Source organism: Mesorhizobium sp. M2E.F.Ca.ET.209.01.1.1 (genome assembly GCF_004010375.2).
Classification (GTDB): domain Bacteria; phylum Pseudomonadota; class Alphaproteobacteria; order Rhizobiales; family Rhizobiaceae; genus Mesorhizobium.
On record NZ_SADP02000016.1, the window covers coordinates 13,343 to 32,732 of the forward strand.

Consider the following 19,390-nt stretch of genomic DNA (forward strand, 5'->3'; position numbering starts at 1 on the left):
TCACGGCGCCAACCGGGTCACTTGCCCCCGTCATGCAAGTGATGAAACCGAACCGTTCGGTTCAATTAATGTTGATGGTTCGTGCAACCAGCGTGAACGCTGGTAGGTCTGGCCAGGGTGGCATCTCGACAGTCGCTCGCCGTAACCAGTTGATATCAAACGATAAGAGCTCGACCGCTTGGCCTTTCACATAATTTCAAGATCGAACCGAACGGTTCAGTTCACAACTTTTCGTGATTGGAATCGGCAGCAGAGCAGACCCATTTCGGGGTGGTCCGAGCGACGCGAATTTCCATCAAGGCACGCCACCAGACGGACATGACTTTGAAAATCCGGAGTACTTAGAATGACCAAGATTGCTCTTACCGCCGCTGCCCTCCTCGTCGCTACGAGCGGCGCTTTTGCCAGCAGCGACCATTACGGTTCCGACAACGTCAATCAGCCGGCCGTGACCGCTCCCGCAGGCAAGGTCGACAACAGCATCACCGGCTCGATCCGCAAGCTCGACAAGTTCGAACAGCGCGACCTCCACATCAAGCCTGATCAGAACCATCCGCAGTCGGGCCAGGGCATCTGGGGCCGCTAAGCGGCTCGGATCCCAATCAACCGCAACCTCAATTCTGAAATCTGGAGCAACTCAAATGACCAAGATCGCTCTTACCGCCGCCGCCCTTCTCCTTGCCACCGGCGCCGCTTTCGCCGGCTCGGACAATTACGGTTCGGCCAATGCCAACCAGCCGGCCACTTCGGTCGACGCCTCGTTCACCGCTTCGGTCAAGAAGTCTGATGCGAATGTCCAGAAGCCCCTGACCCAGGGCGTGGACCGCGACCTCTTCGGCAGCCATTGATCGGTTCCGATCCTCGATAGACCTCAAAGCGGCGGGCTTGTCCCGCCGCTCTGTTTTGTGAGGCGGCTATCCGTCGGCCCGGGCTTTTCCGTACGCCCGATCAGGCAATTTTGCGAGAGCCCGATCGGGGTAAGCGGTCGCGGAAGCCGAAATATTGATTGGGAATAAATCCGGGCTGTTCCGGGTCTTGTCGGCAGCGGGGCCATCCTCCCAAGGCGCCGCCGATGAAACGACAGGACAAGGAACATTGAGATGACCAGGACCGCATTCGTCGCGGCTGCCATGCTCGCCGCTGCCATGGGCAGCGCCTCTGCCGGCAGCGACCATTACGGCGCCGACGGCGCCAACCAGCCAGCCGCCGGCGCCGATCACATGATGACCAGCTCGATCCGCGAGGGCGGCACGGCGCATCACCAGGCTTCGGTAACGGCCGCAACCAGCCCGACCGTCACCGACATCATTGCCCGGCATAACGACGACGGCCTGTGGGGCCGCTGACGCCGCTTCGATCCCCCAAAAACCTCCACCCCTTTAACGACAGGAACTTTTGCAATGACCAGGATCGCCCTCACCACTACAGCTATGCTTCTCATCATGGGCTCTGCCTTCGCCGGCAGCGACCATTATGGCGCGGACAACGTCAACCAGCCGACCGCCGGCGTCGATCGCGGGCTCACCGCCTCGGTACGCAAGCACGAGTCCGCCAAGCCAGCCAATGTCGACACCTCGATGACCACCGGAGCGGCGCCGTCGCAGGCCTGGCCTGATCCGGGCCAGGGCATCTGGGGCAATTGAGGTTTCACGTCTCAGGATTTGCTAGAGCGGTTCAGCGTTTAACGGAATCGCCGAACCGCTCTAAATCTTTGTTTCTGCGCAATTCCGGACGGAAAACCGCTGCGCACTTTTCCTGGAATTGCCCTAAGGCGGCGGGCTTGCTCCGCCGCCTTTTGTTTGCGGCGGGAGATCGGCAGCTTCGGCGTCTATCCCAAATCCTTCGGCCTGACGAAATGCGTCAGCCGCGCGCCGCCGAAATCCAGATTCGCCCAGTCGCCCTTTGCTGTGAACCGCGCAAGTGCCGCCGTCGGAAACTTCTCTTCGATCTTCTTGAAAACGCTCTCATCCGACCCGGCGCCGGCCAGCCGCAACACAAACTGCTGCAGGCCGGGATTGTGGCCGATCACCACCAGATTCGTCGCCTTGACCTGCCGCACGCGCGCCAGGATGGTGGCAGGCGCCGCCTCGTAGAGCTCTTCCGCGAATTCCGCCTGCACATGCTTCGGCAGTTCCTGGGCGACCAGCCGCCAGGTATCGCGGGTGCGCAGCGCCGGCGAGACCAGCGCGAGCTCTGGCACCCAGCCGCGCCGCGAAAGCTCGCGCCCGATCAGCGGCGCCGTCTTCAACCCGCGCGGGGCGAGCGGCCGGTCGAAATCGTCAAGCTTGGGATCGTCCCAGCTCGACTTGGCGTGGCGCAGGATGAGCAGTTGTCTCACGGGCATCGATCAGGACCAGGGAATCTCGGCGTTGAAATCCTTGCCATGCCTACCACCGTATCTCGGGCCCGTCTCGACGTCGAAGGCTGCAGTCAGCGCACCAAAGACGAAGATGCCTACGCGTTGCTCGCCTCTATCCCATTTGACGGCGATGTCGGCCTCGGTGATCGACCAGGCTCCTGAACGAATATGGATTATGCCGATGATCGGCCCGGCCGCTTCGCCCTTGGCCTCGCATAGGTAAAAATAAGCTGTAGCGCTCTGCGGGCCGTCGGTCTCTTCATACTCGAAGACGCCGGCGAAATCGCCTTTGGTACGGACCGCGCTTTGGAAGATCTCCAAGGGCCACAGATCCTGACAGGTTCAAACTACGGCGTGATCCGCGCCAGCTGTTCGAGGTCGGTTTCCTCGCGCAGCGGATCCGGCGCCATCACCACCGAGCTGGCGTTGTCGGCGTCGTCGGCGAAATGCGCAAGCACGGTGTGGCCTTTTTCCATGCGCGCCTTGCCCTCGGCGACGAGGCCGAGCGCCAGCGGATAGAGCCGATGCTCGGCCTTCAGCACGCGCGCGGCTAGCGTGTCCTCGTTGTCGCCGATCATCACCGGCACGGCGGCCTGGGCGATAATCGGGCCGTCATCCATCTCCGGCGTGACGAAATGCACCGAGCAGCCATGGATGCGCACGCCGGCGCGGATCGCGCGCGCATGCGTGTCCAGACCCTTGAAGGCGGGCAGCAGGGCAGGGTGGATGTTGACCATTCGCCCCTGCCACTTCTCGACGAGGCCACGGCCGAGGATGCGCATATAGCCGGCGAGCGCCACGATCTCGGCGCCGAAGCCGGTGAGCGCGGCGTCGATCGCGGCGTCATAAGCATCCTTGCTCGGATGGTCGGCGCGCTGGATGACCTTGGTGGCGATGCCGCGCGACTGGGCGATGCCGAGACCGGCGGCGTTCACACGGTCGGAGATGACGCCGACGATTTCCGCTGGATAGCTGGGATCGGCGGCGGCCGCGATCAGTGCCGTCATGTTGGAGCCGCGCCCCGAGATCAGGACGACCGTGCGTTTCCTGCTCATAGGCCGATCGAGCCCCGATAGATGACGCCGGCGTCGCGGCGCGGCACGATGCGGCCGATCGGCGTCACGGTCTCGCCGGCTTCCTGCAGCACCGCCGCCACCTGCGCCGCCTGGCCGGAAGCGACGGCGAGGATCATGCCGATGCCGCAATTGAAGGTGCGCATCATTTCTTCCGGCGCAACGCCGCCGGCCTTTGCCAGCCACGAGAACACCGGCGGCACGTCGATCGCCTCCAGGTCGAGCTCGGCCGAGAAATCCTTCGGCAGCACGCGCGGAATGTTTTCCGGGAAACCGCCGCCGGTGATGTGGGCCAGCGCCTTGATGCCATGCGTGTTGCGGATCGCCTTCAAGATCGACTTCACATAGATGCGCGTCGGTTCGAGCAGCGCCTCGGCAAGGCTGAGCTCGTCGTTGAACGGTGCCGGATCGCTCCAGGCAAGGCCGCTCGCGGCAACGATGCGGCGCACCAGCGAAAAGCCGTTGGAGTGCAGGCCCGACGAGGAAAGGCCAAGCAGCACGTCGCCCTCAACGATGTCGTCGGTCGGCAGCAACTGGCCGCGCTCGGCCGCGCCCACGGCAAAGCCGGCAAGGTCGTAATCCTTGTCATGATACATGCCGGGCATTTCTGCCGTCTCGCCGCCGATCAGCGCGCAGCCGGCCTGCCCGCAGCCCTCGGCGATGCCGCCGACGATCGAGGCGCCCTGGTCCGGATCGAGCTTGCCGGTGGCGAAATAGTCGAGGAAGAACAGCGGCTCGGCGCCCTGCACGACGATGTCGTTGACGCACATGGCGACGAGGTCGATGCCGATCGTGTCGTGCTTGCCGGAATCGATGGCGATCTTGAGCTTTGTGCCGACGCCGTCATTGGCCGCGACCAGCACCGGGTCGGTGAAGCCGGCCGCCTTCAGGTCGAACAGCCCGCCGAACCCGCCGATCTCGCCATCCGCGCCCGGCCGGCGCGTCGCGCGCACCAGCGGCTTGATCTTCTCGACCATCAGGTTGCCGGCGTCGATGTCGACGCCCGCCTCGGCATAGGTGAGCCCGTTCCTGCGCTTGGCCTTGTCGCCCTTGCTCATCGTCGGCTCGTCCCTGTTTCCATTGCGGGCTCTTCGCATGAATGGTTTCGGGGAGCAAGGATGACGCGCGGGTGAGGGAGTTTGTTCCTGAGGAAAGTGCCGGCGGATGAGGTGATTGGCAGCTTCGCCGCCCCGCTACTTGCGCCCACCCTCCATCTCCCTCATCTTTTTTCCAACAAAAGACACGACGGGACATCACGTGACCCTTCCCAACATGATCACGATCATGCGGCTGCTGCTCGTGCCCGCCGTGGTGCTGGCCATGCTGCAGTCGCTTTGGGGTTGGGCCTTCGCCGGGTTCCTCGTCGCAGGCATTTCCGACGGTGTCGACGGCTTCATCGCGCGCCGCTGGAACCAGTCGTCCCGCCTCGGCGCCTATCTCGATCCGATCGCCGACAAGCTTCTGCTGGTCTCGGCCTTCGTCGTCATGGGCTTTGCCGGCGAATTGCCGCTCTGGCTGGTGGTCACCATGGTCTCGCGTGACGGGCTCATCGTCTGCGCCGTCCTCCTGTCCAGCGTGATGAGCAATCCGGTCGAGGTGAAGCCGCTCTTCGTTTCGAAGGCCAACACCGCCGCGCAGATCGTGCTGGCGGCGCTTGTGCTGGGCGAGCTGGCCCTCGCCGCGCATTTGGGCTCGCTGCGGACGGCGCTCATATTGCTGACCGGGGTCTTGACCGTGGCTTCGGCCGCGGCCTATCTCGTGGCTTGGCTGAGGCATATGAGCGGCTATGGCGAAGGCTCCCGGACGAGCAACTCCCAGAACGGCGACAACAAGTCGGGCATCGGCAAATCGGGCGGCTCCGGCACCGACGCCTAACTACGATGGCGCGGTGATCGCCGCTGACGACAGCTCCGGCGGGCTTCGTCGCCAGGTCTTCTTCTGGCTGGCAACGGCCGTCCTGCTGGCGCTGTTCCTCTATGTCTTCTCGGGCATCCTCCTGCCTTTCGTCGCCGGCATGGTGCTCGCCTATTTCCTCGATCCGGTCGCCGACTGGCTGCAGCGGCTCGGCCTCTCGCGCCTGATGGCGACGGTGGTGATCCTGATCGCCTTCATCGTCGTCGTGGTGCTGGCCTTGGTCATCCTGGTGCCGGTGCTGGCCACCCAGATGGCCGATTTCGCCCGCAAGCTGCCGGAATACCTCACACGACTGCAGTCGCTGATCACCAGCTTCGACCCGAAATGGCTGGAGCAACGTTTTGGCGTCAACGCTGCCGGCCTGCGCGACGGGCTGAACTCGCTCCTGACCTCGGGCTTCAGCCTGCTCACCACCGTCTTCACCTCGATCTGGAGCTCCGGCGTGGCGCTGGTCTCGGTGGTGAGCCTGTTCGTCGTCACCCCGGTCGTCGCCTTCTACATGCTGCTCGACTGGGACCGCATGGTGGCCGAGGTCGACGGCTGGGTGCCACGCGACCATGTCGAGACGGTGCGCGCGCTTGCCCGCGACATCAACACCGCCACCGCCGGCTTCGTGCGCGGCCAGGGCACGCTCTGCCTTGTGCTCGGCGCCATGTATGCCACCGGGCTCACGCTCACCGGCTTGAACTTCGCCATCCTCATCGGCTTCTTCGCGGGACTGATCTCCTTCATCCCTTATGTCGGCTCGCTGACCGGGCTGGTGCTCGCCGTCGGCGTCGCCTTCGTCCAGTTCTGGCCGGACTGGCAGATGATCGTCGCGGTGGCCTGCGTGTTCTTCATTGGCCAGCTCATCGAGGGCAATATCCTGCAGCCCCGGCTGGTCGGCAAGAGCGTCGGCCTGCACCCGGTGTGGCTGATGTTCGCGCTGTTCGCCTTCGGCGCGCTGTTCGGCTTCGTCGGCCTTCTGATTGCCGTGCCGGCTTCGGCGGCGATTGCCGTCCTGGTGCGCTTCGCCATCGCCCGCTACCTCGAATCGCCGCTCTACAAGGGTCACGCTGCCCAGCCCGTGCCGCCCTTCCCGGCCGATCGCGGCGGCGGCCACCGCTCGACGCGGGGCTGAAATGGCTGCTCAGTCAGCAGATACGCCGCGCCAGCTACCGCTCGATCTCGGCCACGGCACCGGCTATTCGCGCGACGAGCTCGTCGTCTCGGGCACCAATGCGCAAGCGGCATCGCTGATCGACCGCTGGCCGGACTGGCCGTCGCCGGTGGTCGTGCTGGCCGGGCCGCCCGGCTCGGGCAAGACGCATCTCGCCCGGATATGGCAGGAGCGGGCGCATGCGCTCGCCATCGATCCAGGCCGGATTGACGAGCACATTGCCGGCCTGGGCGTCAGGCCGGTGCTCATCGACGATATCGACAAGGCGGCGATTGATGAGCAGGGCCTGTTCCACATGATCAACGAAGTGCGCGGCGCGGGCTCGACGCTGCTGCTCACGGCGCGGCGTTTCCCCTCGGCCTGGCGCGTCGCGCTGCCCGACCTCGTCTCGCGGCTGAAGGCGGCGGCGACGATCGAGATCCACGAGCCCGACGACCTGCTGCTCGCCGGCGTCATCACAAAGCTGTTCGCCGACCGCCAGGTCGAGGTCGAACCGCATGTGGTGCAATATCTGGTGCGCCGCATCGAGCGTTCGCTCGGCACCGCCATGCGTGTCGTCGAGCGCCTCGACCGCGCCGCGCTCGAGCGCAAGACGCCGATCACCCGCGCGCTCGCGGCCGAGACGGTCAGCGCCATGGACGAGGGGCAGGGCGAGTTCGACATCTAGGGCCGTCACGCCCACAGCCGAGCCAGATGCCGGGCCAAAAGATACACGCCCGTATGCGCCGCAACGTAACAGGCGGCGACAAGGACGAAGACCATCAGGCCGGCGGACCGCGACCGGGCGACGCCGTTCTGCCACTTGCTCGGCCGGTTGTTCCAGACCCACAGGGCGGCGCACAGAATTGCCCAGACGACCATGACCGGAACCGCAAAGCCGTAATAGGCCAGGTAGGCTGGGCCGATCAGTGACAGCAGCGCCTCGAGAACAGGCATCGACAATCCCCCTTTGTCGGAAGTCTAGACCTGCGAGAAATCGGGAAGCGAGGGATTATTTGGGCCTCGCCAGGCGTTCACGTGATGAGATGCGGAGCCTGCATCGTAGCCGTCCCATTTCGGAACAGTCTTTCCGGCATCGATCTTGCAACGCCGACAATGCCGGTTGATCCCGGCCCCGGTCGCGTTCCAGATCGGGTTGTAGGCTCGCCGGGCTCGAGGGTGTTGGGGTTCTCGCCCGGCGGGTTTACCGTTCCAGCGGCCGAATGGGCTAGATCTGTTTTCCCTTCAGCCTATCCCGCAGCCGGCGCAACTGCCGCCGCCACCATGGCTTCGGCTTGCGCGGGACAAGGACCATCCTGCCGTCGATGACGGCGTCATCCACCCAGTCATGTACCTGCATGCGCCAATTAACCCCGACGCGGGCGAGGAGCGGCAACGGATCCTCGCCGGTGATCCGCGCCAGTTCCGGATCCTTAAGCGCAGGGCGGAAATCGAAACCCTGGGCGATCATCGCTCGCAGGAACACGATCTGGCGCCGCATGCGGTGGAAGTCGGTTCCCTGGCCGTCGACCATGGTGCGGGCGCCGATCCACTGGTGCAGCCGTTCGCCGGACAGCGTCTCGCCCGGCGGGCGAAAGGAGACCTGCCGGCGCCCGTCCTCCAGCCGGCTGGTCGGCGTCAGCGGATACCAGAAATCGAGCGGATCGCGGATCGGCACCCGGACACTGGCGCCGGCAAGCGCGGCCTCGGTCGCGCCGCGCCTGAGGCAGACCGCGCTTTGCGCGGCAAATCCCAATTGCGCGAGCGCATCGAGCAGCAACCTGCCGCCACCGATGCCGAAGGCAGCATTGATACGGTCGTTGATGAGGGGAGACCACAAGTCGCGCGGCACCCATGTCAGCCGCCGCCTGGCAACGTCCGCAACGACGATGATGTCGGTGTTGGCGTCCCAATTGTCCCTGTCGAGGATCGCTACAACCGCTGCTGCCAAGGTGAAGAGCCCTTCTGGTCAGGCCCCTGTGCCGCGAGACCGGCACGGCAATTTTGCGGGGAAAAGCGATGGTCGGAGTGGCGTGATTCGAACACGCGACCCCCTGATCCCAAATCAGGTGCGCTACCAGGCTGCGCTACACTCCGACGTCCCGCGGCGTATAGGGGGCGCACGCCCGGAAGGCAACACAAAAACGGAGGCCAAAGCCACCGTTCGGTTCAGCGCTTCAGTCCGGCGACCTTCCTGGCGATCGCCGCGGCTTGGATTGTTGAGTTGGCGAAGCAGCCGCGAATGCTGGGCCGCATGCCGGTGAACCAGAGCCCCGGCAGCTTCGGGTCGCTCGCGGCGCCGTTGAACAGCGGCACGCCCTTGGCGTCGAGCACGCCGAGCTTGCCCAGCATCGTTTCCAGTCCGGTGCGGTAGCCGGTCGCGGCAATGACGATGTCGGGCGCAATTCGTTGGCCATTGTCGAGCACGACGCCGTCGCGCCTGAATTCGCGCAACTGCGGCACGACGATGACGCGCCCGGCCTTAATGGCCTTGACCGCGCCGTCGTCGGCGGCGATCGCCGTATAGTCGGAGCCGAGCCGGCTGGCGCCGCCCGACGGGGCAGGGGGCAGGCCGTATTTCGTCAGATCGCCGAACACCAGGCGCTGTGTCGCCGCCATGGCCGCGTCCGCGAGCCATGTGGGCAGGTTGGCCATGAGCGGCGATATGCGGTGCACCGCTATCTTGCCGATGCGCTTGGGCAGCAGCGAAGGTCCGTTGCGCGCCGAAAGCCAGATCTGGCCGGTCTCGACGCGGGAAAGATGGTTGAGCGCGTCGAAGCCGGAGTTGCCGGCGCCGACCACCAGCACCTTCCTGCCGGCATAGTCGCTTGCCCTTCCGAAATCGGCCGAATGGATGACCCTGCCGGAAAAATCCTCCATGCCCCTCCAGGCCGGGATGAAGGGCTGCCGGTCGCGTCCGGTGGCGATCACCACATATCGCGCCGCCTTCAGGCCCTCGCTCGTCCGCAGCAGCCAATGGTCGCCACGAAATTCGATTTCGTCGACCTCGACACCGAAGGCGATTGATAGCCGGTGCGTCTCGGCGAACTCGTTGAGGTGGTGCACGACGGCGCTGCGGTGCGGGAAGGCCGGTGTCCCCGCCGGATAGGACACGCCGGGCAATGAGGAAAGGTCGCGATGCGTGTTGAGGTGCAGATTGTCGTGGCGGCGGTGCCAGGGTTCGGCCAGCCTCTGCTCGCGTTCCAGGATCTGCGTCGTCACGCCGGCCCTGGTCAGCGCATGCGCGGCGGCAAGCCCGGCGGCGCCTCCGCCGACGACAATCGCGCCGTCCAGTATCGCTGGCTCGCCGGCCCCCAACGGCGAGACTTTCGTATCCGCGCCCATTCGTGTCTTTGTCGCCGTCATCATGCCTTCAAGTGGCACGACCCTGTATCCGATGTATGCCGCTCACGGGCCAAAAGGAATAGGCGCGTGTTGCAAAGCCCCCCGGCATTGTGTCGCGGATTTTTGCAAGCGCCGGCTAATGAACCGGGTCGGCGTGGCGATGCACCAGCTTGAACGCGCCGTCCTCCAGCCGAAACACTTCCGTCACCCGCAAGGTCATCTCGGTCGCCTCGCCGTTCTTGCCGATGCGCGCCTTGGCATGCTGCAGGCCGCTCCAGAAGGCCAGATCGCCGCTCGCCGACGCTTGCAGCACCTCGAGGTCGGTGTTGCCGCCCTTGTGGAAGCTCGCGGCGTCGCGTTCGTAACGGCCGGCCACCGCATCGGCGCCTTCGAGATGGTCGCCGCGCGGTGAGAAGAATGTCGCCGGCCCGGCACGGGTGACGATCGCCTTCAGCGAGGAGGCATCGCCATTGACATAGTCCTCCGCGATCTTCTCGCGCTGCTTCATGAAGGCATCGAAGGACGAGCCGCCCGGATGCACCGTCCTGATCCATGTCTCCAGGCTGGCCATGAAATTCTCGAGGAAGGTGGCGGTGTCGGCATTGGTCACCGCGCCTTTGTCGTCCAGCAATTCCGCGACATTGCCGATATAGGCCTCCGGCTGCTGCATCACCGGCATGTCGAGGAAGGCGAAGGTTTGTCTCAGCGCATGATTGGCGCCGAAAGCGCCGAGCTTGTGCGGTGTTACGCTGACCACGCCTGCGGGCATGCCCTTGAACACGCTCTTGCCCGGCGGACGCGAGCCGACATCGAGCGCATTCTTCAGGCAGCCCGGGATCGAGCGGTTGTATTCCGGGGTGACGAACAGCACCGCGTCGCATTCGCGCATCGCCGCGCGGAAGGCCGACCACGCAGCCGGCGGGTCGTCGCCGTCCAGATCCTCGTTGTAGAGCGGCAGCTCGCCGATCTCGATGAAGCGGCAACGCACGGAATCCGGCGCACGGGCGGCCAGGGCCTTGGCGATCTTGCGGCTGAAGGACTGGGCGCGCAGGCTGCCGACAAGCACGGCGAGTTGCAGGACGGTGTGTTCGATTGCATTGGTCATGGCGAAACGTCCGCTTTTGATTGAGGGCTAACGGGAAGGCTTGCCCGGCCCGGCCGCCCGACCTTTCGATAATGTCGCCGGCGCGGCGAGGTTCCCTGCGCCTTGGGAGCGCAGGGGCGCCTGCGGCCTTGCCGCCGCGGCCATTGCACAGTAATGACGGATTGGCGCGAGATTTCCGGCTCCCGACAGGGTGTTCGAAGGTGGCGCGCCGAACAGGGTGCCCGATCGTCGGGCGGCAAAGAGGTGGTCATGTCCGCGCGCATTTTCAGTCCAGCCAAAACCGCGATGCAATCCGGCAAGGCCAAGACCGGACATTGGGTGCTGGAGTTCGATCCCGCCCAGCGCAAGAAGATCGACCCGCTGATGGGCTATACAACCTCGGGCGACATGCTGAGCCAGGTGAAGCTCACCTTCGACACGAAGGAAGAAGCAGTGGCTTATGCCGAGAAGGAAAAGATCGCCTATCGCGTCGAAGAGCCGAAGGAAGCCAAGCGCCGGCAGATTTCCTATTCGGACAATTTCCGCTATGACCGCAGGACGCCCTGGACGCACTGACTTCCCCGAGTCTCGCATCGCTTGGCGTAACGCAGCAGCCGGCCCGGCCGGCCGACGGTCCCGTAGCTCAGCTGGATAGAGCACCGGCCTTCTAAGCCGATGGTCGCAGGTTCGAATCCTGCCGGGATCGCCACCCACTCCATTGCTGTCAATCATTTCAACACCTTACGAGCCGTTTTGTCCAACCTTCGCTTGCGGTTGGGAAAATTCTGTTCACGATCTGACCTGTCAGGCATGGCATCGATAGCCTCGTCGGCGAGCCGTGCCTGATCGGCCGCGCGAGTGTAGCGGTCGACCTCTTGCAATGTGGAATGGCCGGTGACTGCCTGTATTTGCTTGGTGCTTCTGCCTGCCTCGGCAACGCGCCGAGCTGCAGCCTTGCGGAGGCCGTGCGCCGATCGTCCGGTAAGGCCAGCCTTGTCGCACCATTCGCGGAATAGATTGCCGAAACCGGCGGCCGTAAAGGGCGCACCGTGCTCGGTTACCAAGAACGTCATGTTGGTACGTTCGGTGTGGGCGAGAGCGTCGGCCAAGGCCTTATGGATTTTGATGTCCAGCTTTGCCCCAGTCTTGGATTGCTGGACCGTTATGCGGTTGCCGTGCACGTGCTGCCAGCCCATGCGCACGACGTCGCCGCGTCGCTGGCCGGTGTAAAGTAGCAGAGCCATAGCTAGGCGCGCACGGGTTCCTATAGGGTGCGCCTTCTCATAAGCCGCTATGTCGGCCTCGCTCCAATCTGTGAAGCCCTTCGTAGCTGCCTTGAAGCCCTTCACGCCATGCGCCGGGTTGCGGTCGATAAGCTCGATGTCGACAGCGAAGTCCAACAGCAGCCGCAATGCCTTGAGCAAATTATTCGCGGCGTGCGGCCGGTCCGCCATCCCGCCGATGATGGCCTTGACGTGCTTGCGTTCGAGCATGCGGACAGGATCCTGTCCCGTTGTCTGAACGAACCGGTCGACGATGCTACGGCGTACGGTTTTCGTGGAATCGCGCAAGCCGATGAACTCCGGCGACTGGTAATATGCGAGGGCGAGGGCGGCGATGCTGCCAGGCTTGTGCCGTGTCGAGCCGACGGAACGCGCCGCCGCCTTCACGCCAGCCAGCGCTGCCTGGTATTCCTGCCAGAATTCCTCGGTGTCCAACGGTGCATGCAGGTACGTCGAATAAAGGCCTTTGCGGAAGCGCAGGCGCGTCTTACCATGCCGGTCGGGCGCCGGGCTGACATGCAAGGGCAGGCCGTGTCTATTCCGCCTTGCCATCGCTCAAAAATCGATCCCAAGGATTTGCCGCCGTATCTGTTTCGTTCGGCGTCTCTATAGGAGACGTAATGACGCGAACGCCCGTTTTCGTGATGACGTACGAGAACACCTTCAGGTCCGCCGCTTGCGCCGCTTTCAACGCCCTGGTGATCTCCGCTTGGGTGATAACGGGCGCACGGCCGCTTCCAGCTTGCAATGCCTCACGTCTCCGCATGGGCAGCCTCCCGGTCAAAACGTTCGTTCAGCAGCGAGACAAAGCTGCGACCGTGAAGCAACTCGGCAATCGGCAACAACGAGGCGATCTCGACAGTCCTCTCGGATCTGATCGCGCTGCGATAGTGGCTGGTTACAGTATTTGCTTCAGCGATGCTCTCGTGGGCTCGGCCGGAATCGTCTTGCAGATTTTCCGAAAGAAGCGACAGTGCGGTGACTAGCGAGGGGTGGAAAAAATGGAAATGGCTGTCGTTGAAAGACAGTTCAGCCTGCAAAAATGTATCGATGATCGTAACGTCGATGACGGGAGCAATTTCCGGATCATCACCCGGGCCTTCATCTCCAACATGTTCTTTCAAGTCAAATTCCGCAGCAAAGTCCGGTGAGGCGAGAAGGTCCAGAGTTGCGGCAATGGCATCTCTGAACGTCAAACCGGGGACGAACGTCGCCTTAGTTGTCGGCCCCGCTTTCTCGCCAAAGTGCATCATCGATGGAACGATAAGCAGCGAGCCGAAATCACGCATATATTCTGGGGCTCGCGCCGGAGTGGGGCAAACCATCAAGGCAATCAGCAAACTGGCAGCGTCCGCCGAGGTAGCTTTTGGGACACTTCGGCCTCGGCCGCCATGCGTTAGTATTTCCTGCTCGCGACCCAAGCGGGAAATGAGCCGTGCGGTCGGGAGAGGATAGTCAAGCGCCGATGCGATACAGGCTGTCAGTTCGGTCAAGTTGGCTGGCATCTGTGCGGAACATGTCATTTTCCCCACTGTGTATCGCTCATTAATCGCCCGCTGTCAATTCCGACTGCATGATGCTCAGTAGAAGGCCCGAAAGAACGGGTCTGCAAATTTGCTGACCCTTTGATGATCGGGGATTTCTCAAAGGGGAGGGTGGTGCACGAGTCCCGATCAGCCTCCTAAATGGCGAGCGAAGGATCGCTTCTGCCGAGCAAGGCAGAATAGACAGCTCCCGCAGCGGCATTCTGCTGTCGTCTCGCGCGTCGGTACAGAGCCGATGGCTCCTTTGCGCCGCATCCCGGTTATGCCGTCCTATCGCGAAGCGCCCGAACAGCGGGCGGGGCCGAAGTTATTCTCGCCCACGTGAGAACTACCCACAAACAACCCATCTTTTGCCGACGCAAATCTGGGCTGATGGGTCCCGTTGCGCACCCGTATTTTGTTGCTACGCAAGCGGGCTCGGCATTCACGCGGCGGATTTGTGCGCCCAACCGGGTACCGCTCGGCGGCCCTTCGGAAGCGCCGGATTGCCTCCTGGACCTACCGGAAAGCGCGTGACATCTGGTCGGTGAGCGGTTTCAGCAGATATGACCAGACACTGCGCTGGCCCGTGCTTATATGAACCTCGGCCGGCATGCCGGGCTTGAGCACCCTCGCATCCCTCAGGCAAGCGGTCCTGTTCTCGACGCTGATGCGTGCCGAGAAATAGGAGAGCTGGCGCTGAGGGTCCTTGATCAGGTCTGCGGAAATCCACTTCACCGCCCCCTGGCAGGCGGGTGTCGTGCCGGCATCGAATTCCGGGAAACGGATCGAGACCGGTTGACCTGGCTGAATGTCATCTACCCGCGCCGGAGGAATGAGCGCGTCCACAACAAGATTGTCCGCATCGGGGACAATCGTCATCAGCAGCTCCCCGGGAGCGATTACCCCGCCGATCGTGTGAACGGTGGATTGCTGTATCGTTCCCGATTGCGGGGCGCGGATTTCAGTTTTGGTCAGCTCGTCCTGAGCCACGATCTTGCGTTCGTCGAGCTCGGTCCGCTTGGCTTCGGTTTCGCGCAGCTCCTTTGTCACTTCGCTGCGCCTTTGCTCGTCAAGCTGCAGAACCTGCAACTCGGTTTCGGTGATCTTGACCTGCGCTTCCGCGACGGCCGCCGCCAGTCGTCCAGACTCGCCTTTGGCCCGTGTCGCGTCCAACCTGACGTTGCTGAGCCTCTCCTTCGAAACCAGTTTCTTGGAATAGAGAGCATCCACATCGGTGAGATCGCGGCCCAGCAAGGCCGAGGATTCGTCCATTGCGGCCTGCTGTGCCTTCAGGCCTTCGAGCTGTCGCTGGATCTGTTCGGTCTGGCTGCGAAGAAGCGTCTTTTGGCCGGCCAATTCCGAAGCCCGCGTTTGGAGCAAGGCGCGCTCGCCGTCGACCAGCGCCACCACGCCCGGCTTGTTCATCTCTGCTTGAAGAGCGGCTGGAAGCTGCATTGTCGTCAGCCCCTGACGCTCGGCCTCCAGACGAGCAAGCCGCGCTGTGGCGCGGTCGAAATCCTCGCTGATGATCTCAAGGTTTGCGCGTGCCAGCGTGTCATCCAGCCTGACCAACACGTCGCCCGCCCGGACATGATCGCCATCCTGCGCAAAGATGCCGCTGATCGTGCCGCCGGCCTGGTGCTGCACCTTCTTGGTGTTGCTTTCAACCACCACGGTCGCAGGGGCGATGACGGCACCGGCGATCTCGGTCAAGCCGAGCCACAGCCCTCCGCCAACCACCAGCAGGCAAGTCACCGCCAAGCCGAGAGCCAGGCTCGGGCCGAGGCTGCCGGGCGGCTTGAGCGCGCTCGCGCCCGGGGAGAGCGAAGCAGCACCGAAGCTGGCATAGGAGCGCAGGTCCGCAAAGGCCCGAGGCAGGACGTCACGCATGTCCGCTTACGCCTCTTTGGGTCGGAATGATCGGACGGAGGGTAGCGGGAGCGGACGGTCGCGCCATGCTCGCCAGCACCTCCTCGCGGGAGCCAAACGAGCGGACCACACCGTTGGCCAACACCAAGACCTGGTCGATGTTGGTGAGAGCGGACGGGCGGTGCGCGACAACAATCACGATGCCTCCGCGTTGACGCACAGCTAGAATCGCTCCGGCGAGCGCAGCGTCACCTTCGACATCGAGGTTCGAGTTAGGCTCATCCAGAACAACGAGAAACGGCTCGCCATAGAGCGCCCTGGCGAGGCCGATCAATTGTCTCTGGCCTGCCGACAAGGCTCTGCCTCCTTCGCCGATGCGGGTTTGGAAACCCTCCGGCATATGCATGATCATCGAATAGATGCCTGCTGCTCTCGCGGCTGCGAGCACGCCTTTGGGGTCGCTCTTGCCGCCGAACCTCGAGATGTTGTCCGCCACGGTTCCATCGAAAAGCTCAACGTCCTGCGGCAGATAGCCGATATGAGCGCCGAGCGAATGCGGGGCCCACTGATCGAGAGGGGCCCCGTCCAGCCTTACTTTGCCGTTGAGCGGCTTCCAGGCCCCGACCAAGGCCCGCACCAGCGTCGTCTTCCCGGAACCGCTCGGGCCCACGATGGCCATGCCCGCGCCGCTGGACAGCTGGAAACTTACGTCGAGCACAGTCGGCTTTGGCGTGCCGGGCGGCGCCACGGTCAACGTCTCGACCGTCAGCCGCATTTGCGGCCGGGGCAACTCCATGGGTTCGATCGGGTCCTCGAAGGTCTCGAACGTTGCCCTGAGCTGGAAATAGCTATGCCGGGTCGCCAGGAAGCTCTTCCAGTTTGCAATCGCCGCATCGACCGGCGCCAGCGCGCGGCCCAGCAATATCGATGACGCAATGATCACCCCAGGGGACGCTTCGCCGCCTATGACCAGGTAGGCGCCGAGGCCGAGGACCGAAGACTGCAGCGCCATCCTCAGCGCTTTCGACAACGAGCTCGTCCCTCCTATGATGTCGGAGAGCCGCTCCTGATGTGCCAGGTAACTATAGACGATATCGCTCCAGCGTCCGGCCAGTCGGGAAGAGAGGCCCATCGCGTGAACGACCTCTGCGTTGCGGCGGCCGGACTCGGCAAGCGCGTGCTGCGAGATCATGGCTTCGGATGTCAGTCTGGCAGGCTCGCGACCGAAGATCTCCGCGACTGCGGTCAGCGCAACGACGGCAAGAGCGCCGGTGGTCGCCAGCACGCCGAGCGCTGGGTGCAGCATATAGATGATCAGCAGATAGAAGGGGATCCAAGGCGCATCGAATATGACGGTCGGCCCGGATCCCGAAAGGAAGCCACGCAGGTGATCAAGATCCCGCAACGGATTGAGCCTGTCCGCCTCCCGTCCGGCCTTGAGCGGCAAAAGCACCGATATCGCGAATGCCCTTTGGTGAAGATTTCTGTAGAACCGGCTGGCAATCCGGACCAACAGGCGAAGCCGCACGAAATCGAGCAGCCCATAAGCTGCGTAAAGGCCCAGCATTCCAATCGTCAACCCGACGAGGGTCGGAACGCTCTGGGAGGGCAGCACCCGATCGTAGACCTGGAGCATGTAGAGAGAGCCGGTCAGCGCCAGGAGGTTCGTCACCGCTGAAAAAAGCCCAACGCCAAACAAGCCTTGAGCGCAGTCCGACATTGCGATCCGTAAAAGGGAGGAGAATTCTTGCTTGGTCTTCATTGCCTTCCGATTTCACGCGGATAACCGCGCGGCTTTGTTGGCGCTGCCCGAGGTGGGAAACCTTGACTGCATGGATATGCCTGGTCCGACCGATTGCCGGACGTGAAGCGTCGCTAATGTAGCCTAGTTTAATCCAAATGAAGCGAAATCGTGGCCCTGTCCCAAAATGGGGCAGTAAATCGGTGGACAGCGGGGATAATGTCAGGAGAAAAGCTTCGTGTACCTTCACGGACGAAGCGAGATTGGACTGAAAACATTGAATTTTTCTTGGAGGATGACAAGGAAGGAGCGGAACACAATCACTTATTTTGACCGGCGAAATCGGTATGTGATTTCTGTCTAATATACCTTTCGTCTAGGCAAGCGGTGCTGGGGGCGTTGCCGAATGACAAAAGGAACTAACATGGCAACTCTGCACTATGCGTCGGGCGGTTCGGCCACCGAAGTTGCGACCGCTGGATTCAATCTCGTAGACGTTCAGTATCTTTCCCAGGTGAATGCACTTCCCGACGGAATGAAGGGACTGGTCTATCTCAGCGCCCATGACGGCGTTACCCAATCGTTCATCGACAAGGTCACCCCTTTCCTCAACAATCCGAAGGTTTTCGGATTCTTCCTGATGGACGAACCGGATCCGACCGGAAGATGGGGTACTTATGCCAGCGCTGCAAACCTGAAGGCGGAATCGGACTGGATCCACTCACATTTTCCAGGTGCGAAAACCTTCATCACGATGATGAACATGGGGTCTTCCACCAATCCGGATTTCACCAACACCTATAATCCTGCAAACACCGGCATCGACTATTACGGTCTTGATCCCTATCCGGTGCGCACCGGCACAACCACCGTCGACTACAACATGATCGACAGGGCCGTGGCCGCGGCCGTGAAGTCCGGCATCCCGATCGACAAGGTCATTCCCGTCTACCAGACATTCGGCGGGGGCGGCTGGGAAACCGACACGGGTGGAAAGCACGTCATGCCCACCACGTCGCAAATGCAGACGATGATGGACCACTGGGCCAAGCTCGTGCCGTCGCCGGCATTCGACTACGCTTATGCGTGGGGTTCGCAGAATGGCGACACCGCGCTTGAGAATTCACCGGAACTGCAGGCGTTGTTCCGGCAGCACAATGCCAGTTCGACTTCGTCGACGCCGCCAGTGACCACCGATCCGACACCGCCAACCACTCAGCCGACACCGCCGACCACTGATCCGACACCGCCGACAACCGTGGATTCTTCAAGTGGCGACCATGTGGTCCATGGAGGCAAGGGCAACAACACCTATCATATCAGCAACGCCCACGACAAAGTCATGGAAGCCAACGGTGGCGGCTTCGACAAAGTGATGGCTTCGGTCAGCTATGCCCTGTCCACCGGCTCGCATATCGAGCAGCTTTCCACCTCCAGCACGCGCGGCAAAGCCGCCATCGATCTGACGGGCAACGAGTTTGGCCAGACGATCACCGGCAACAACGGCGATAACAAGATCAACGGCGGCGGGGGGTCAGACCTGTTGAAGGGCTATGGTGGACACGATGCCTTTGTGTTCAACACGGCGCTTGGCCCGAACAACATCGATAGGATCGCCGATTTCAACGTTTTGCGCGACAAGATCTATCTCGACCACGCCATTTTCGCCGGGCTTCAGCAGGGCGCACTTGCAGCCGGCAGTTTCCATGTCGGTCACGGCGCGCATGATGCGAGCGATCACATCATTTACAACAGCTCAACAGGAACGCTCTCCTTTGACAGCGACGGAGTTGGCGGCCATGTGCAGACGCAATTTGCGAGCCTTGCCCCGCATCTGCACCTGGGCGAAAGCTCCTTCTTTGTGACCTGACGAGGCGCCTTACCGGCAGGAGTGGCCATCGCTCCTGCCGGTCGGCCGTGGAGACCGGACGTAGGTCCTTCATGGCATGTACAGCTTCGACGAAGTCGAAGTAATCCGAGCTCTCGGCTGTTGGCGTTAGCCCTTCTGTCAGCCCGCGGACGGCAATTGCCGCATTCCTTGGACATCAGGTCCCTTCG

The 19,390-nt window shown here is 62.9% G+C and carries 22 protein-coding genes and 2 tRNA genes; 10 read left to right on the forward strand and 14 right to left on the reverse strand.

Annotated elements, in window-relative coordinates; genetic code table 11:
• Positions 1-346 precede the first annotated feature (346 nt).
• The 4 genes from EN852_RS25515 (at position 347) to EN852_RS25530 (ending at position 1,643) form a co-directional block, all read left to right on the forward strand.
• Entirely contained in the window at positions 347-586 is a 240-nt protein-coding gene (locus tag EN852_RS25515) for a DUF680 domain-containing protein (protein ID WP_127877989.1), read from the forward strand.
• A 55-nt stretch (positions 587-641) separates the two neighbouring features.
• Positions 642-848 carry a DUF680 domain-containing protein gene (locus tag EN852_RS25520; RefSeq protein ID WP_127877991.1) on the forward strand — a complete coding sequence of 69 codons (207 nt, stop codon included), beginning with the start codon at positions 642-644 and terminating at the stop codon, positions 846-848.
• Between the two features lie 252 nt (positions 849-1,100).
• Positions 1,101-1,346 carry a DUF680 domain-containing protein gene (locus EN852_RS25525; RefSeq protein ID WP_127865004.1) on the forward strand — a complete coding sequence of 82 codons (246 nt, stop codon included), beginning with the start codon at positions 1,101-1,103 and terminating at the stop codon, positions 1,344-1,346.
• 54 nt (positions 1,347-1,400) lie between these two features.
• The gene (locus EN852_RS25530; protein ID WP_127877993.1) at positions 1,401-1,643 is read left to right on the forward strand and encodes a DUF680 domain-containing protein; all 243 of its coding nucleotides are present in this window, start codon (positions 1,401-1,403) and stop codon (positions 1,641-1,643) included.
• A gap of 185 nt (positions 1,644-1,828) precedes the next feature.
• On the opposite strand, the gene EN852_RS25535 is transcribed toward EN852_RS25530, so the two are convergent.
• Genes EN852_RS25535 through purM form a run of 4 tightly spaced genes read right to left on the reverse strand, consistent with a single transcriptional unit; the run spans position 1,829 to position 4,490 of the window.
• Positions 1,829-2,344 (reverse strand): histidine phosphatase family protein, encoded by a 516-nt coding sequence (locus EN852_RS25535; protein ID WP_127877995.1) that lies wholly within the window; start codon positions 2,342-2,344, stop codon positions 1,829-1,831.
• 3 nt (positions 2,345-2,347) lie between these two features.
• A complete protein-coding gene (locus EN852_RS25540; protein ID WP_127877997.1) occupies positions 2,348-2,680 on the reverse strand; it encodes a hypothetical protein in 333 nt (110 codons plus the stop codon).
• A 26-nt stretch (positions 2,681-2,706) separates the two neighbouring features.
• Positions 2,707-3,414, reverse strand: a complete 708-nt coding sequence (purN, locus tag EN852_RS25545) for a phosphoribosylglycinamide formyltransferase (protein WP_127877999.1) — start codon at positions 3,412-3,414, stop codon at positions 2,707-2,709.
• Positions 3,411-4,490, reverse strand: coding sequence for a phosphoribosylformylglycinamidine cyclo-ligase (gene purM, locus EN852_RS25550; protein WP_127878001.1), 1,080 nt, complete (start codon positions 4,488-4,490; stop codon positions 3,411-3,413). The genes purN and purM overlap by 4 nt, the downstream gene beginning before the upstream one ends.
• Before the next feature lie 199 nt (positions 4,491-4,689).
• Between purM and EN852_RS25555 the strand changes: the two genes are divergently transcribed.
• The 3 genes from EN852_RS25555 to hdaA are packed head-to-tail and all read left to right on the forward strand — an operon-like array spanning position 4,690 to position 7,172.
• On the forward strand, positions 4,690-5,307 hold the full coding sequence (locus EN852_RS25555; RefSeq protein ID WP_127878003.1) for a CDP-alcohol phosphatidyltransferase family protein: 618 nt from the start codon (positions 4,690-4,692) through the stop codon (positions 5,305-5,307).
• Between the two features lie 13 nt (positions 5,308-5,320).
• Entirely contained in the window at positions 5,321-6,466 is a 1,146-nt protein-coding gene (locus EN852_RS25560) for an AI-2E family transporter (protein WP_246694392.1), read from the forward strand.
• A 1-nt stretch (position 6,467) separates the two neighbouring features.
• Positions 6,468-7,172, forward strand: coding sequence for a DnaA regulatory inactivator HdaA (gene hdaA / locus EN852_RS25565; protein ID WP_127878005.1), 705 nt, complete (start codon positions 6,468-6,470; stop codon positions 7,170-7,172).
• A gap of 5 nt (positions 7,173-7,177) precedes the next feature.
• Here the strand turns inward: hdaA and EN852_RS25570 are convergent, their stop codons facing one another.
• The 5 genes from EN852_RS25570 to EN852_RS43225 all read right to left on the reverse strand — a co-directional run bounded on the left by EN852_RS25570 (position 7,178) and on the right by EN852_RS43225 (position 10,934).
• The gene (locus EN852_RS25570; RefSeq protein WP_127865013.1) at positions 7,178-7,441 is read right to left on the reverse strand and encodes a hypothetical protein; all 264 of its coding nucleotides are present in this window, start codon (positions 7,439-7,441) and stop codon (positions 7,178-7,180) included.
• A 271-nt stretch (positions 7,442-7,712) separates the two neighbouring features.
• Positions 7,713-8,435 (reverse strand): hypothetical protein, encoded by a 723-nt coding sequence (locus EN852_RS25575; RefSeq protein WP_127878007.1) that lies wholly within the window; start codon positions 8,433-8,435, stop codon positions 7,713-7,715.
• A 69-nt stretch (positions 8,436-8,504) separates the two neighbouring features.
• Positions 8,505-8,581 (reverse strand) — tRNA-Pro (locus tag EN852_RS25580).
• Positions 8,582-8,653: 72 nt separating this feature from the next.
• On the reverse strand, positions 8,654-9,829 hold the full coding sequence (locus EN852_RS25585; protein WP_127878181.1) for an NAD(P)/FAD-dependent oxidoreductase: 1,176 nt from the start codon (positions 9,827-9,829) through the stop codon (positions 8,654-8,656).
• Positions 9,830-9,965: 136 nt separating this feature from the next.
• Complete coding sequence (locus tag EN852_RS43225; RefSeq protein ID WP_127878009.1) at positions 9,966-10,934, reverse strand: NAD(P)H-dependent oxidoreductase; 969 nt, start codon at positions 10,932-10,934, stop codon at positions 9,966-9,968.
• 249 nt (positions 10,935-11,183) lie between these two features.
• Here EN852_RS43225 and EN852_RS25595 point away from each other — a divergent pair, with 249 nt between their 5' ends.
• Positions 11,184-11,489: an ETC complex I subunit gene (locus EN852_RS25595; protein WP_112101520.1), complete on the forward strand. Its 306-nt coding sequence runs from the start codon at positions 11,184-11,186 to the stop codon at positions 11,487-11,489.
• Positions 11,490-11,545: 56 nt separating this feature from the next.
• A tRNA-Arg gene (locus EN852_RS25600) sits at positions 11,546-11,622 on the forward strand.
• A gap of 19 nt (positions 11,623-11,641) precedes the next feature.
• Here the strand turns inward: EN852_RS25600 and EN852_RS25605 are convergent.
• The 5 genes from EN852_RS25605 to EN852_RS25625 all read right to left on the reverse strand — a co-directional run bounded on the left by EN852_RS25605 (position 11,642) and on the right by EN852_RS25625 (position 17,353).
• The gene (locus EN852_RS25605; protein WP_246694393.1) at positions 11,642-12,631 is read right to left on the reverse strand and encodes a tyrosine-type recombinase/integrase; all 990 of its coding nucleotides are present in this window, start codon (positions 12,629-12,631) and stop codon (positions 11,642-11,644) included.
• 100 nt (positions 12,632-12,731) lie between these two features.
• Positions 12,732-12,962 carry a hypothetical protein gene (locus tag EN852_RS25610; protein WP_126061744.1) on the reverse strand — a complete coding sequence of 77 codons (231 nt, stop codon included), beginning with the start codon at positions 12,960-12,962 and terminating at the stop codon, positions 12,732-12,734.
• The gene (locus tag EN852_RS25615; protein ID WP_127878013.1) at positions 12,949-13,485 is read right to left on the reverse strand and encodes a hypothetical protein; all 537 of its coding nucleotides are present in this window, start codon (positions 13,483-13,485) and stop codon (positions 12,949-12,951) included. Before EN852_RS25615 ends, EN852_RS25610 begins: the two co-directional genes overlap by 14 nt.
• 753 nt (positions 13,486-14,238) lie before the next feature.
• Positions 14,239-15,612, reverse strand: coding sequence for an HlyD family type I secretion periplasmic adaptor subunit (locus tag EN852_RS25620; protein ID WP_127878015.1), 1,374 nt, complete (start codon positions 15,610-15,612; stop codon positions 14,239-14,241).
• On the reverse strand, positions 15,605-17,353 hold the full coding sequence (locus tag EN852_RS25625; protein ID WP_127878017.1) for a type I secretion system permease/ATPase: 1,749 nt from the start codon (positions 17,351-17,353) through the stop codon (positions 15,605-15,607). The genes EN852_RS25620 and EN852_RS25625 overlap by 8 nt, the downstream gene beginning before the upstream one ends.
• Positions 17,354-17,756: 403 nt before the next feature.
• Here EN852_RS25625 and EN852_RS25630 point away from each other — a divergent pair, with 403 nt between their 5' ends.
• On the forward strand, positions 17,757-19,202 hold the full coding sequence (locus EN852_RS25630) for a calcium-binding protein (protein ID WP_127878019.1): 1,446 nt from the start codon (positions 17,757-17,759) through the stop codon (positions 19,200-19,202).
• Positions 19,203-19,390: the final 188 nt, after the last annotated feature.